14 protein-coding genes are annotated in these 13,757 nt (G+C 65.0%); 1 reads left to right on the forward strand and 13 read right to left on the reverse strand.

What is annotated here, in order from left to right; genetic code table 11:
• Nucleotides 1-411 (forward strand): ribosome small subunit-dependent GTPase A (gene rsgA, locus ACO1P8_RS06815; protein WP_486295150.1); only part of this gene is annotated, 411 nt, incomplete at its 5' end.
• A 32-nt stretch (nt 412-443) separates the two neighbouring features.
• On the opposite strand, the gene ACO1P8_RS06820 is transcribed toward rsgA, so the two are convergent.
• From ACO1P8_RS06820 to ACO1P8_RS06880, 13 genes are all read right to left on the reverse strand, one after another.
• Nucleotides 444-1,187: a CoA pyrophosphatase gene (locus ACO1P8_RS06820; RefSeq protein WP_486295151.1), complete on the reverse strand. Its 744-nt coding sequence runs from the start codon at nt 1,185-1,187 to the stop codon at nt 444-446.
• 132 nt (nt 1,188-1,319) lie between these two features.
• Nucleotides 1,320-1,730, reverse strand: a complete 411-nt coding sequence (rplS, locus tag ACO1P8_RS06825) for a 50S ribosomal protein L19 (RefSeq protein ID WP_486295152.1) — start codon at nt 1,728-1,730, stop codon at nt 1,320-1,322.
• Nucleotides 1,731-1,856: 126 nt separating this feature from the next.
• Nucleotides 1,857-2,258: a hypothetical protein gene (locus ACO1P8_RS06830; protein WP_486295153.1), complete on the reverse strand. Its 402-nt coding sequence runs from the start codon at nt 2,256-2,258 to the stop codon at nt 1,857-1,859.
• Between the two features lie 24 nt (nt 2,259-2,282).
• Nucleotides 2,283-3,572, reverse strand: a complete 1,290-nt coding sequence (locus ACO1P8_RS06835) for a PA0069 family radical SAM protein (protein ID WP_486295176.1) — start codon at nt 3,570-3,572, stop codon at nt 2,283-2,285.
• 198 nt (nt 3,573-3,770) lie between these two features.
• On the reverse strand, nt 3,771-5,069 hold the full coding sequence (locus ACO1P8_RS06840) for a sulfate adenylyltransferase subunit 1 (protein WP_486295154.1): 1,299 nt from the start codon (nt 5,067-5,069) through the stop codon (nt 3,771-3,773).
• Between the two features lie 22 nt (nt 5,070-5,091).
• On the reverse strand, nt 5,092-6,000 hold the full coding sequence (gene cysD / locus ACO1P8_RS06845) for a sulfate adenylyltransferase subunit CysD (protein ID WP_254926174.1): 909 nt from the start codon (nt 5,998-6,000) through the stop codon (nt 5,092-5,094).
• A gap of 32 nt (nt 6,001-6,032) precedes the next feature.
• On the reverse strand, nt 6,033-6,788 hold the full coding sequence (locus ACO1P8_RS06850) for a phosphoadenylyl-sulfate reductase (protein ID WP_486295155.1): 756 nt from the start codon (nt 6,786-6,788) through the stop codon (nt 6,033-6,035).
• Nucleotides 6,789-6,825: 37 nt separating this feature from the next.
• On the reverse strand, nt 6,826-7,887 hold the full coding sequence (locus tag ACO1P8_RS06855; protein WP_094842915.1) for a sulfate/molybdate ABC transporter ATP-binding protein: 1,062 nt from the start codon (nt 7,885-7,887) through the stop codon (nt 6,826-6,828).
• A gap of 27 nt (nt 7,888-7,914) precedes the next feature.
• A complete protein-coding gene (gene cysW / locus ACO1P8_RS06860; RefSeq protein WP_486295156.1) occupies nt 7,915-8,838 on the reverse strand; it encodes a sulfate ABC transporter permease subunit CysW in 924 nt (307 codons plus the stop codon).
• Nucleotides 8,835-9,647, reverse strand: coding sequence for a sulfate ABC transporter permease subunit CysT (cysT, locus tag ACO1P8_RS06865; protein WP_486295177.1), 813 nt, complete (start codon nt 9,645-9,647; stop codon nt 8,835-8,837). Before cysT ends, cysW begins: the two co-directional genes overlap by 4 nt.
• 109 nt (nt 9,648-9,756) lie before the next feature.
• Nucleotides 9,757-10,791: a sulfate ABC transporter substrate-binding protein gene (locus ACO1P8_RS06870; protein ID WP_486295157.1), complete on the reverse strand. Its 1,035-nt coding sequence runs from the start codon at nt 10,789-10,791 to the stop codon at nt 9,757-9,759.
• A 256-nt stretch (nt 10,792-11,047) separates the two neighbouring features.
• A complete protein-coding gene (locus ACO1P8_RS06875; protein ID WP_486295158.1) occupies nt 11,048-11,689 on the reverse strand; it encodes a peroxiredoxin in 642 nt (213 codons plus the stop codon).
• Between the two features lie 143 nt (nt 11,690-11,832).
• The gene (locus ACO1P8_RS06880; protein WP_486295159.1) at nt 11,833-13,674 is read right to left on the reverse strand and encodes an acyl-CoA dehydrogenase; all 1,842 of its coding nucleotides are present in this window, start codon (nt 13,672-13,674) and stop codon (nt 11,833-11,835) included.
• Between the last annotated feature and the right edge of the window lie 83 nt (nt 13,675-13,757).

Consider the following 13,757-nt stretch of genomic DNA (forward strand, 5'->3'; position numbering starts at 1 on the left):
AAGGGACATATCAGCCTGCTGCTGGGCCAGAGCGGCATGGGCAAATCGACGCTGCTCAACGACCTGATACCGGGGACCAATGCCGCCACGCGCGAACATTCGATCGCCTTGGACATGGGTCGGCATACCACCACCAGCACGCGTCTTTACCATCTGCCCGAAGGCGGGGACCTGATCGATTCCCCGGGCTTCCAGGCGTTCGGCCTGCAGCATCTGTCGCGCGAGGAAATCGAAAGGGGTTTTCCGGAGTTTGCCCCCTACGCGGCGCAATGCCGCTTCTACAACTGCACGCACCAGCACGAGCCCGGCTGCGGTGTCCTGCAAGCGCTTGCGGAAAAGCGGATCGATCCGGCCCGGCACGCCCTGTACCTGCGCATCCTGCACGAAAACGCCGCGGCACCGCGCTATTGAGGCTGCAGGCGATTCGGCACCTGTTATGGTCTTTATTCGGGTGGGGTATCGCGCGCAGCGGGGTCGCACAGCATGTGATAAAGATTGCGCAACAGCGCCGCCGTGGCGCCCCAGATGAAATACTTGCCCCACGGCATCGAGTAGTACTTTCGCACACGGCCGTCCGGCAGTTCGACGCGATGCAGGCGATGATTGGCCGGATCCGTGATGAAGGACAGCGGTACTTCGAAAATCTCCGCGACCTCGAAGGGATCGGGCACGAGCTCGAAGCCCGGCCGAACCAGTCCCACCGCGGGGGTGATGGAAAACCCGGTGGACGTCAGATACGCCGGCATCGTGCCCAGCACCTCGACCCATTCCGATCCCAGGCCGGTCTCTTCCTGCGCCTCGCGCAGGGCGGCGGCGATCGGGCTGGCATCCGTGTCCTCGATACGTCCCCCGGGGAAACTGATCTGGCCCGCGTGGTCATGCAGATGGGCGGTGCGCTGCGTCAGCATGACGCTTACACCCTCCTCCCGCATCACCAACGGGATCAGCACCGCCGCCAGCACGGGCGGCCCTTCGCGGCCCGGATAGCGCACATCCCCGTTCAGCGGCAATTGTGTCGGCCAGCCGGCGGGGTGCTGCAGCACCCGCCGCAATTCTTCCACGGCCAGGGCCTGGGGCGGAACGGGAAGCAGGCCTTCGTTGGCCGCAACCCAGGGCTGCACAGCGGCGTCAAAGGCGGGTCGAACGATGGGACGGCGAGGACGCGACGAAGCGGGCTGGTCAGGCATGAGGGGTAAAGCGCGGAGTGAACGAAAGACGACGATAGGATGCGGATTGAGGATACCCGCTTGAAAACAAAAAGGCACCCGCTGGGGGTGCCTTTGCTGATGAGGGGCCGGCGGGCGGCACCAACATCGCGATCAGGACGCTGCGGTCTCGGCAGCCTTGGCCGATTGCGCGGCAGCCTGACGGCTGACCAGCTTTTCCTTGATACGAGCGGACTTGCCCGAGCGGTCGCGCAGGTAGTACAGCTTGGCGCGGCGAACGTCACCGCGGCGCTTCACCTCGATAGAGGCGATCTGCGGCGAGTACAGCTGGAAAGTCCGTTCCACGGCCTGGCCCGACGAGATCTTGCGCACGATGAAGGCGGAATTCAGCCCACGGTTGCGCTTGGCGATAACCACGCCTTCGAACGCCTGCACGCGCTTGCGCGTACCTTCGACGACATTGACGCTGACGACCACGGTGTCGCCGGGCGCGAAAGACGGCATCGTCTTGTCGGCGGTCAGGCGCTTGATTTCTTCCTGTTCCAGGATAGCGATAAGGTTCATGAGAACTCCGAAATCATCGTGCCATGCGATTGTTATGATGAAAACCTGCGCCGCATGCAGAGGATGACGTTTGGCAAACCCAGCATTCTACATCAAATCAGAGGCTTAGGTAAATTGACTGCCACCTCAGAAACCTGCGGCCGCGCCTAGCCACATCAATGCGGGAATCATCGCGCCCCACATGGCGACCAGCAGGATATCCACCACCATCTGACGCAGCGTAACGTCCTGGCCGGCGCCGGACGTCGTCCCGGATATAGAGCCGGACATAGCGCCGGGTACGGTCCCCGATAGGGTCCCGGGTATGGTCTCGGCTGTGGCCACGGGTGCGAGCGCAGATGCGGATCCGGCGCGCGGCAAGGATGCGGGGGAGACCGGAAAAGCGCCGGGCAAAGGCATGCCGCCCAGCGCCCCGTCGCGGCGAGCCCGGCGGAACGGCGACAGCATGCGTCCCCATGCACGGCGCGCGGGCGGCGCGGGCGGAAACGGCCATTTGGTCGGGAATTGCGGTTCGGCTGCGAGATTCATGCGAGTGCTCCTTGGGAGACATACTTAGTCGAATAGACCCAGCTGCCTCGCGGGCGCAGGTCCATGAGCAAAGCCCGGCCCCCTGGAAGGGGAAAAGGGGGCCGGAGCGATAAATTGTTGGGTATCCAGTTGCAGGCGCCGACGGTTGAGCCCCGCCCGGCGTACCGCCACATCGAAGCGCTGGCGCAGCAGATCGGACCAGATGCCGGTACCCCGCATGCGGGTGCCGAAGCGGGCGTCGTTGCGCTTGCCTTCCCGCATGTCTTCGATGCGGTGGAGGACGCGTTCGGCGCGATCGGGAAAATGCGCCTGCAACCATTCCTCGAACACAGGCTTCACTTCCCAGGGCAGCCGGACCACCGTATAGCTGGCGTAGTAAGCGCCCGCCTGGGCCGCCTCTTCGATGATGCGTTCAAGAAATTCGTCGTTGACGAAGGGAATGACGGGTGCAGCCAGCACGCCCACCGGGACGCCGGCATCCGCCAAGGTTTTGACCGCCTGCAGCCGCCTCCAAGGCGCCGACGCGCGCGGCTCCAGGCTACGCGAAAGATCGGCGTCCAGCGACGTGATGCTGAGGTAGACCGCCACAAGGTTGCGCTGCGCGAGCGCCTTCAGGATATCCAGATCGCGTTCGATGAGGGCATTCTTGGTAACGATCGTCAGGGGATGCCCGGTTTCCAGGAGCAGTTCCAGCACGCCGCGTGTCAGGCGCCACGTACGTTCGATAGGCTGGTAGACGTCCGTGGCGGAGCCGATATTGACCGGCTCCACGCGGTACCCCGGGCGGGCGAGTTCCGCACGAAGGGCGTCCACCGCGTTGGCCTTGGCGATGAGCCGGGTCTCGAAGTCCAGCCCGGGGGAATACCCCAGGTAAGCGTGGGTGGGCCGGGCATAGCAGTATGCGCAGCCATGTTCGCAGCCACGGTAGGTATTGATCGCCCGGTCGAAGGGAACATCGGGCGAATCGTTGCGCGACAGCAGCTTGCGCGCCTGTTCGACCATGACCTGCGTCGTGGGACCGCGCTGGCCCGGCTCGTCGCCCTCGCCCGTGTCGGAAGCGATCGGATACACCGGATATTCGGGGTATCCGGACCTGGGCTGGCCGGGGGCGTACGGATAAATGGGGACTGAAGCAGAGGGAGAACCGGGGACCGCGTCAGCCAGCGCCGGCTCGTCTGCCGGATCCGCTGCGCTGCGTTCATCGCGCTGGAAGCGATGCCGAACATTAGTAACCGCACCCCGACCGCGCAAGGCGGCGGGGGCGGCAGCCGGGGACCCAGAACCGGCAAAAACGGAATGATCGGTACGTGCCATAGAGATACTGTACATCCATACAGTACTTCTGGCAAGAACCCGCCGCCTTTTTTCGGCGACGTCCCACTTTACCCCAACTTCGCCGGCCGCTGGGGGCAATCTCCCGGACTGTGGCTTTGTCGCAAAACCCGCATGAAATAAGGCTTTCCGGCCGATGGCATGGTAAAAGCGCTCACCCGCGGGCCGGTTTTACCCGCCTCAGCGCAGCATGCCGGCCGCCGCGGTCTGATGCGTCGATTCGTCGATCAGAATGAACGCGCCGGTGGCCGCGACATCGTCATAGCGATCGAGTGTCAACGGATCGCGCGTCGCGATCAACACCTTGCCGATGTCGTTCATCCCGAGCGTTCCGACGTCGCGATCGATCTCGCGCAACTCGCGAATGTCGCGGCGTGTCACGACCTCGCGGATCTTCGCCGTCGTAACCCGGGTACCGTGCTTCAACAAATATCGGCGCGCCGGGTTGAGCGGCTGCGTATCGAGCCAGCACAGCTCCGCTTCCAGTTCCTTGCCCACCCGTGCCGGCGCGGCGGCATGCGACAGCACATCGCCACGCGACACGTCGACATCGCGATCCAGCACCGCGATCACCGAATCGCCCGCCGTCGCGCCGGAGAGGATGCGATCGTGTGCGCGCACCTCGACCACGCGCGCTGTCGTCCCGGATGGCTGCACCGTGATCTCGTCTCCCGGCCGCAAGGTGCCGCTGGCGATGCGCCCCGCATAGCCACGAAAATCCTGCGCGCTGCTCCCATCGTGGCGCACCACCCACTGCACCGGAAAACGCAGCGGAGCATGCGCGCCGGCCACCGATGGATCCAGCGATTGCAGCAGGTCCAGCAGCGGGAGGCCGTCATACCAGGGCGTGTGCGGGGAAGCCGTCACAACGTTGTCGCCGTTCAGCGCGGACACCGGCAGCACCTGGAAATCCGCAATGCCGATGCGACGCGCCAGGTCGGCATAGGCGTCGCGGATGCGTTCGAACACCGCGCGGTCCCACCCCGCGAGGTCCATTTTGTTGACCGCGACGACGATGTGGCGGATCCCCAGCAGCCGCGCGATGGTGCTGTGCCGCTTCGTCTGCGGCAGGAGCTGGCCGTCGGCCGCCCGCGTCGCATCGATCAGGATGACCGCCACATCGGCGGTGGACGCCCCGGTCACCATATTCCGGGTGTATTGCTCATGCCCCGGCGCGTCGGCGACGATGAACTTGCGGCGCGGCGTCGCGAAATAGCGGTACGCGACGTCGATGGTGATGCCCTGCTCCCGTTCCGCTTCCAGCCCGTCCGTCAGCAATGCGAAGTCGATACCGTCGCCGGCCACGCGCTTGTACTTGGCCCGGGCGATGGCGTCCAGCTGGTCGGCGTAGACGCTTTTGCTGTCGTACAGCAGGCGGCCGATCAGCGTGGACTTGCCGTCGTCGACCGAGCCGGCCGTGATGAGCCGGATGACGGCCGTTTCGCCCGCGGGCAGGAAGGATTCGTTGATGGCATTCATGCGGTGTGGCTCCGGTCCGGCTTCAGAAATAACCTTCTTTCTTGCGGCGCTCCATGGAGGCCTCGGAAGTCTGGTCGTCCATCCGTGTGGCGCCGCGCTCGGTGATGTCGCTCAACGCGGTCTCGGCAATGATGGCCTGGTTGTCCGCGGCGTCGGAGGCCACCGGGCAGGTGCACGAGATGTCTCCCACGGTGCGGAACCGCACCGACAGGGTTTCCACCTGCTCGTCCGCCTGCGGGGGCGTCAGCGGCGTGACCGGCACCAGCAGGCCGCGCCGCCGCACCACCTGCCGTCGATGGCTGTAGTAGATCGATGGCAGCGCCAGGTTCTCGCGGGCGATGTATTGCCATACATCCAGCTCGGTCCAATTGGAGATCGGAAATACCCGCATGTTCTCGCCGCGATGCACGCGCGTGTTGTACAGGCTCCAGACTTCCGGACGCTGGCTCTTGGGATCCCACTGGCCGAACTCGTCGCGGAATGAAAAGATGCGCTCCTTCGCGCGCGCTTTTTCCTCGTCGCGCCGCGCGCCGCCGATGCAGGCATCGAAGCCGAATTCGGCGATCGCTTCCAGCAGGGTGACCGCCTGCGCGGCATTGCGCGAATCGGTTTCCTTGCGCAGCACCACCGAACCGCGTGCCATCGAGTCTTCCACGCTGCGCACGATCAACCGTTCGCCCAGCTCGGCGGCGCGAGCGTCGCGAAACCGGATGACTTCCGGAAAATTGTGACCCGTATCGATGTGCATCAGCGGAAACGGGAAGCGGGCCGGCCGGAACGCCTTTTCCGCCAGGCGCAACAGCACGCAGGAATCCTTGCCGCCGGAAAACAGCAGGACCGGCCTTTCGCATTCGGCCGCGACCTCGCGCATGATGAAGATCGCTTCGGATTCCAGCCAATCCAGATGGCTGCGGGTATGGACGATGGACATGGGACTCTCGGTTGCTTCGGTAGACGGGGATATCAAGCCTTGGCCGCGGCGGGATCCCGGAGATGGCCGGCGGCCTGGTTGCCTGCATGCAGTCCGCATTCCTTACTATCTGAGGACTCCCACCACCACCGCCCCGCGCGGACGTCCTCGCCCGGACGGATGGCACGGGTGCAGGGCTCGCAGCCGATAGACGGATAGCCGCGGTCGTGCAGCGGGTTATAGGGAATGTCGAGCACGCGGATCGCATTCCAGACGTCGTCTTCGTCCCAGGCAGCCAGCGGATTGAATTTGCACAAGCCGAAAACCGCATCCCGTTCCGCTTCCGGCAGGCTGCCGCGCGTGGCCGCCTGGGCGCGCCGCTGGCCGGTAATCCAGGCGCCCCGCCCCGCCAGCGCGCGCGTCAGCGGCTCTACCTTGCGGATATGGCAACAGGCCTGGCGCAGCTCCCGGCTTTCATAGAACGCGAACATGCCGTGTTCGGCGACATGGGCATCGACGGCGTGCGGCAGCGGCCGGTACACCGTCGGCCGGCGGCCATAGCGCCCCTCGATGATGTCCAGCATGGCCAGGGTTTCCGTGTGCAGACGTCCGGTATCCAGCGTGAAGACCTCGATGGGCAAACCGCCGGTATGGATGGCGTGCGTCAGGACCATGTCCTCGGCCGCCAGCGAGGAAGCCAGCGCCGCGTCCGGATAGCGCGCCGCGATATCGGTCAGCTGCCGCAACAGCTCGGACCACCGCGTGGCGATGGCGGTGTCCGGATGTGCAAGGGATACGGTACGGGTCATCGTGGGCGCATTCGCAGGCTAATGGCAAGAACGGCGCTCAGGCGCCGGCGGGAAAAATCCGGCCCCGGCGCGGACGCGCAAGCAGCATCGCGCCTTCGCGCAGGTCCAGGCCGTGGTATTCGTCTTCGGATAACTGGGCCTCCAGCAGGGCGCCGTCTTCACGCTGCAGTTCCAGGAAGGCGCTGGGCCCGGCCAGATAGGCATGGTTCAGCTTGACCGCGATACCCTCGCCGGAGGGCGCATAGGGCACGATATCCAGCTCGTGCGGCCGCACATACGCCACGGCGCGCTGCTCGTCCAGGCCATCGAAGGCCGGCGCGGGCAGCGCGACGCCGTTGGCGCGCCACTGGCCGCCGGCGGCATGGCCTTCGATCTGGTTGACGTCGCCCAGGAAACCGTAGACGAAAGGCGTCGCAGGATGCGTCCACACATCGCGCGGCGTACCCACCTGCTCGATGCGGCCCGCGTTCATCACGACGACACGGTCGGCGACTTCCAGCGCCTCTTCCTGGTCGTGCGTGACGAAGACGCTGGCGACGTGCAGCTCGTCGTGCAAACGGCGCAGCCAGCGGCGCAACTCCTTGCGCACCTTCGCGTCCAACGCGCCGAAGGGTTCGTCCAGCAGCAGGACGCGCGGCTCGACGGCCAGCGCGCGCGCCAGCGCAATCCGCTGTCTCTGCCCGCCCGACAACTGGCCCGGATAGCGGTCGCCCAGCCAATCCAGCTGCACCAGATCGAGCAGCGCGTGAACCTTCTGCCTGATGGCCGCCTCGCTGGGCCGCTGGCCGCGCGGCTTGATACGCAGGCCGAAGGCGACGTTCTCGAAGACGGTCATGTGCCGGAACAAGGCATAGTGCTGGAACACGAAGCCGACCTGGCGTTCACGCACATGTACCCCCGTGCTGTCTTCGCCGGAGAAATAAATGCTGCCGCTGTCCGGTGTCTCCAGGCCCGCGATGATGCGCAGCAAGGTCGTCTTGCCGCAGCCGGACGGGCCGAGCAGCGCGACGAGTTCGCCGGAGTCGATGTGCAGATTGACATCGCGCAGGGCCTGGAAAGCGCCGAAGCGCTTATTGACCGATTTGATCTCGATATCCATGTGGCTTTCCTCGATTCTTTCTGGGTCTTAACGGCGCGCGGGCGCGTACAAGACAGGCAGGCGCGGGGCGCGGCCATCCGCGGCCACCGCATCGGTGTCGTCCTGGCGTGCCGACGCATGCGCGCGGCGCCATTGCACCATGGTTTTTATGGCCAGCGTGACGAGGGCCAGCAGCGCCAGCAGCGAGGCGACGGCGAACCCGGCCTGGATCTGGTATTCGTTGTAGAGAATTTCAACCTGCAGCGGGAGGGTATTGGTCAGGCCGCGTATATGGCCCGATATCACGGACACCGCGCCGAACTCACCCATTGCGCGCGCATTGCACAGGATCACGCCGTATAGCAGGCCCCAGCGGATATTGGGCAGGGTTACATGGAAGAACGCCTGCCAGCCGCGCGCGCCCAGCACGATGGCGGCCTCTTCCTCCTCGCTGCCCTGCGCCTCCATGAGCGGAATCAGCTCACGCGCCACCAGCGGCAGCGTCACGAACGTGGTGACCAGCACGATGCCCGGCAAGGCGAAGGCAATTTTCAGATCGTGAGCCATCAGCCATGGCCCTATCCAGCCCTGCGCGCCCACCACCAGCATGTAGGAAAGCCCGGCCACCACCGGGGATACGGAGAACGGCAGATCTATCAGGCTGACGAGCAGGGCTTTGCCACGGAACTCATGCTTGGCGACGGCCCAGGCCGCCGCGATACCGAAGACCATGTTCAGGGGCACGCAGACGCAAGCCGTCAGCAAGGTCAGCAGGATGGCGGCCCAGGAGTCGGGTTCGTTCAGCGCGGACACATAGGCGCCTGCCCCTTTGCGCAAAGCCTCCAGGAACACCGTGCACAGAGGCAGTACGAGGAACAGTGTCAGGAACGCAGCCGCCAGGATGACCAGCACGGCGCGAGCAAGTCTCCCGCCCCCGCTGGACGACGGCGCAATCGCCGTGGCCGCCGTCATGGCCGTCCTCCGGCAAACGCACGGCGGCGCCACGCCTGCGCCGTATTGATGGCAAGCAACATCGCGAAGGACAGGCCCAGGAGCACCGAGGCGATAGCGGCCGCGCCGGCATAGTCGAACTGTTCGAGCTTGACCAGAATAAGCAGGGGCGCGATCTCGGACACCATGGGCATATTGCCGGCGATGAAGATCACGGATCCGTACTCGCCGATCGCACGGGCGAACGCCATGGCGAATCCTGCCAGCAGCGCGGGCGCGATGGTCGGCAGCAGCACACGGATGAATATCTGGACCGGCCTTGCGCCCAGGCTGGATGCGGCCTCTTCCAGCGACCCCTCGATATCTTCCAGCACAGGCTGCACCGTGCGGACGACGAAAGGAATGCCGATGAAGATCAACGCGACCACGATGCCCGCGGGCGTATAGGCGATCTTGATGCCGAGTGGCGCGAGCAGCCCGCCGATCCAGCCGTTCGGCCCCAGCAACGCAGCCAGCGCGATGCCGGCGACCGCGGTCGGCAGGGCAAACGGCAGGTCGACAAGCGCATCGAGCAGGCCCTTGCCGGGAAACCGGTAGCGCACCAGCACCCATGCCACCAGCAGACCGAAAACCAGGTTGACGAGTGCGGCAAGCAGCGATGCGCCGAAGGTGATGCGATAGGCGGCAAGCACGCGCGGCGATGTGACGGCGGCGAAGAAAGCCTCCCAGCTCAGGCCGGCGGCCTTGATCAGCAATGCCGACAGCGGCAGCAATACCAGGATGCCCAGATACGCCAGCGATATCCCCAGCGTCAAGTTCAGCCCCGGCATGACACGCGGGGTACGCGCACCGTGCCCGGCCCGTGCCAGGTGTGCCCCTGGCAAACGCGGCGCGGGCGTGCCGGCCGCGGGCAGTGTCAGGCCGGCCATCGCCATGCGCCTACTGTTTGACATAGATCTGGTCGAACATGCCCTGCTCCGCGAAATGCGCCTTGTCCACCTCGGGCCAGCCGCCCAGGTCGCGGATGGTGAACAGCTCCAGCGCGGGGAATTGCGCTGCGTAGGCGGCCTTGGCCTTGGCGCCGATCGGCCGGTAGTAATTGCGGGCGATCAGGTCCTGCGCCTCGTCGGAATACAGATGCTTCAGATAGGCTTCGGCGACTTCGCGCGTGCCCTTGCGATCGACGTTCCGGTCCACGACCGCCACCGAGGGTTCGCACAGCACGCTGAGGTTGGGAACGACGATTTCGAGTTCGCCCGCGCCGAATTCCTTCCGCGCCAGGAAGGCATCGTTTTCCCAGGAGATCAGCACATCTCCCACGCCCCGCTGCGCGAACGTGATGGTCGATCCGCGCGCGCCCGAATCCAGCACCGGCACATTACGGTAGAGCCTTTCGACGAAATCACGCGCACCCGCTTCGCCCGACTTGCGCCGCGCATGTTCCCATGCCGCGAGATAGTTCCAGCGTGCGCCCGCCGATGTCTTGGGATTGGGCGTAATGACGGACACTCCGGGCTTGACGAGGTCGTCCCAGCCCTTGATGCCCTTCGGATTACCCTTGCGCACCACCAGAATGATGGTCGACGCATAAGGCGACGCGTTGTCGGGCAGCCGGCTTTCCCACCCCGGCTTGACGAGGCCGCCGTGGGTAACCAATGCTTCGATATCCGGCGCGAGTCCCAGCGTCACCACATCGGCATCGACACCGTCGATCACGCTGCGCGCCTGCTTGGAGGAACCTCCATGCGAATTCCTGATGGAAACATCCTGGCCCGTCTTGGCTTTCCAATACCGCGCGAACAAGGGGTTGTACTGCGCATACAGCTCGCGCGTGGGGTCGTATGAGACATTCAGCAGCTCAAGCGGCCGTGCCTGCGCACGCGCCGCGGGCAGCAGCTGTGTCAGGCCCATGCAGGCAGAGGCCAAACCCAGCGCCCCTTTCAGGAAATCCCGTTTGTGCCTGTCGTGTGTCATGAAGTCCGTATCCGCGATATCGCGCGCCAGTGGCGCCGAATGTGATGGGGCGGCGAAGCCGCCTTCACGATGAAGCGGAATTGTGGAGGGTATGGACGGCGCATCAAACGAAAATGTGCTTGTTTGCATATTTCCGGATCCGCTTTCGCCCCGTGGCGGCGCGGGGGAAAGAGACTCGCGGGTGCGCCCCGTACCGCGCAAAAAAGAAAGCCGCCGGTTCACGGCGGCCTTCGCACGATGGGTTGCCGTTCTTGTCTTATTTATTGGGCTGGGGCGTGATGCGCAGATAGGGCCGCACCGCCTTGTAGCCTTTGGGGAACTTCTGCTTGATGACCTCTTCGTCCTTCAGCGAAGGGACGATGATGACGTCGTCCCCATCCTGCCAATTGACCGGCGTGGCCACGCTATGGCTGTCGGTCAGTTGCAGCGAATCGATCACCCGAAGGATCTCGTTGAAGTTGCGTCCGGTACTGGCCGGATAGGTAATGATCAGGCGCACTTTCTTCGCCGGATCGATGATGAACACCGAACGCACGGTAACCGTGGCGCTGGCATTCGGGTGAATCATGTCATAGAGCTCCGACACCTTGCGATCTTCGTCCGCCAGGATGGGAAAGTTGACCTTCGTGCCTTGCGTATCGTTGATGTCGTCGATCCACTTGGTGTGCGAATCGACGGGGTCCACCGACAGGGCCAGCACTTTGACGTTGCGCTTGGCGAACTCGTCCGCCAGTTTGGCGGTGTAGCCCAGCTCCGTGGTGCATACCGGGGTGAAGTCGGCTGGGTGCGAAAAGAGGACGCCCCAGCTATTGCCCAGGTAGTCATGAAAACGGATGGGGCCGACGGAGGATTTCTGTTCAAAATCGGGCGCTTCATCGCCCAAACGTAGCTGTCCCATGCTCGATCCTATATCCAGAGAAAACAAACGCCGGGCGCGAGATGCGATCCGGCGGACACACGGAATGGCGCCGTGCCCCGACGCAATCCATTTGTCATTCTGGCATCAAACCCGTACGTCGAAAAGCCAGAATGCATATAACCTTATGCAATATCGGCGTAAGCGGCGCAAGTGTCCGCAACGGCGCCCGCCTGCACGGCGGCCGACAGCGCGGCGGCACGCGGCAGGATGTGCGCGCCAAAGAAGAACGCCGTCGCCAACTTGTTGCGCAGGAATTCCCGGGGCCATTCAGACGCGGCGTCCGCGTCTTCCAGACGGCGATGGCAGACCACCGCCGCCCGCCCCATCTGCCAGCCCGCCATCAGTATCCCGCTGAGCATCAGAAAGGGCACGCTGCCGGCGAATACCGCGCGCACGTTGCCCATCGCCGTCCGCGCCATGAATTCCAGGGCCTGCTGCTGGGCCTGCATGGCCTGGGCCAGATTCCCCCGCAGCAACGCCAGACCGGCCGCGGCCTCCGCACCCGCGGTCGCCTCGGCGGCCTGCAGCGCGTCGAGGGTGCCGCGCATTTCCTGCTGGATACGGCGGGCAGTCGCGCCGCCGTCGCGCAGCAGCTTGCGGCCGATCAGGTCGTTCGCCTGGATGGCGGTGGTCCCCTCATAGATGGGCAGGATGCGGGCGTCGCGATAGTGTTGCGCGGCGCCCGTTTCTTCGATGTATCCCATGCCGCCGTGGACCTGTACGCCAAGCGAGGCGACCTCCACCGCGGACTCCGTGCAGAACCCCTTTACCACCGGAACCATGAATTCATAGAAAGCGCGATTGCGGTCGCGTGTTTCCGCGTCGGGATGGTGATTGGCCAGATCGAGGGCTGCGGCGGTCACATAGGACAGCGAACGTCCGCCCTCCGTCAGCGCCCGCATCGTCAGCAGCATGCGCTGTACGTCGGGATGGCGGACGATGGCGACCGGTCCGCTGGAACCCTCCACCGCCCGGCCCTGTACCCGCTCGCGCGCATAGGCCAGCGCCTGCTGGGTGGCGCGTTCGGCCAGGGCCACGCCCTGCTGCCCCACGGCGTAGCGCGCCGCGTTCATCATGATGAACATGTACTCCAGCCCGCGGTTTTCCTCGCCCACCAGGTAGCCGATGGCTCCCTCGCCCACCTCTCCCTTGCCGCCGCCGTATATCAGCACCGCGGTCGGGCTACCGTGGATGCCCAGTTTATGTTCCAGCGAAGCGCACCACACATCGTTGCGTGTTCCCGGGGCGCCATCGGCCGCGGGCAGGAACTTCGGCACCACGAACAGCGATATTCCCTTCACCCCGGGCGGGGCATCCGGCGTGCGCGCCAGCACCAGGTGGACGATGTTCTCCGCCATGTCATGCTCACCGTAGGTGATGAAGATCTTCTGGCCCGACACGCGATAGCTGCCATCCGGCTGGGGTACGGCGCGCGTGGCGATCTGGGCCAGGTCCGAGCCGGCCTGCGGCTCGGTCAGATTCATCGTGCCCGTCCATTTGCCCGAGACGAGATTGGGTACATAGGTGTCGCGCAGCGTCTGGCTTCCCACGGTGAGCAAGGCTTCGATGACACCATCGGTCAACAAGGGGCAGAGCGAAAAAGCCAGGCAGGCCGAATTGATATTCTCGTTGGCGGTGGCCGCCACGACCTTGGGCAGGCCCTGCCCGCCCCAGGCAACCGGATGCAGCAAGCCCTGCCAACCGCCTTCCGCATAAGTGCGGTAAGCCGCCGCATAGCCGGGCGGGGTCGCTACCGCGCCGTCGCGCCAGGCGGCGGGTTCGCGATCGCCGATGCGATTCAGCGGCGCCACGGCCTCTTCCACGAAGCGCGCGTTCTCGCGCAATACCGCATCCACCACATCGGCGGGTGCCTCTTCGTACCCCGGCAAGGCCAGAATTTCGTCCAGGCCGGCCAGCTCCTTGAGCGTGAAACGGATATCCGCGATCGGTACGTGGTAGCTCATGTCGTCTCCTTGTCGGACGCGGCCCGCCCCGCGCCCCGTGGGAAAGCCCCGGCCATGGCCGGGCGATGCATGCCGGAAGGCGG

The sequence above is a fragment of the Bordetella sp. genome (genome assembly GCF_057362025.1).

Coding starts and splice junctions, on each gene's coding strand:
- ACO1P8_RS06820 (WP_486295151.1), bottom strand. CDS start 1,187: ATGCCTGACCAGCCCGCTTCGTCGCGTCCTCGCCGTCCCATCGTTCGA.
- rplS (WP_486295152.1), bottom strand. CDS start 1,730: ATGAACCTTATCGCTATCCTGGAACAGGAAGAAATCAAGCGCCTGACC.
- cysT (WP_486295177.1), bottom strand. CDS start 9,647: ATGCCGGGGCTGAACTTGACGCTGGGGATATCGCTGGCGTATCTGGGC.
- ACO1P8_RS06835 (WP_486295176.1), bottom strand. CDS start 3,572: ATGGCACGTACCGATCATTCCGTTTTTGCCGGTTCTGGGTCCCCGGCT.
- ACO1P8_RS06870 (WP_486295157.1), bottom strand. CDS start 10,791: ATGACACACGACAGGCACAAACGGGATTTCCTGAAAGGGGCGCTGGGT.
- ACO1P8_RS06875 (WP_486295158.1), bottom strand. CDS start 11,689: ATGGGACAGCTACGTTTGGGCGATGAAGCGCCCGATTTTGAACAGAAA.
- cysD (WP_254926174.1), bottom strand. CDS start 6,000: ATGTCCATCGTCCATACCCGCAGCCATCTGGATTGGCTGGAATCCGAA.
- ACO1P8_RS06830 (WP_486295153.1), bottom strand. CDS start 2,258: ATGAATCTCGCAGCCGAACCGCAATTCCCGACCAAATGGCCGTTTCCG.
- ACO1P8_RS06855 (WP_094842915.1), bottom strand. CDS start 7,887: ATGGATATCGAGATCAAATCGGTCAATAAGCGCTTCGGCGCTTTCCAG.
- cysW (WP_486295156.1), bottom strand. CDS start 8,838: ATGACGGCGGCCACGGCGATTGCGCCGTCGTCCAGCGGGGGCGGGAGA.
- ACO1P8_RS06840 (WP_486295154.1), bottom strand. CDS start 5,069: ATGAATGCCATCAACGAATCCTTCCTGCCCGCGGGCGAAACGGCCGTC.
- ACO1P8_RS06850 (WP_486295155.1), bottom strand. CDS start 6,788: ATGACCCGTACCGTATCCCTTGCACATCCGGACACCGCCATCGCCACG.
- ACO1P8_RS06880 (WP_486295159.1), bottom strand. CDS start 13,674: ATGAGCTACCACGTACCGATCGCGGATATCCGTTTCACGCTCAAGGAG.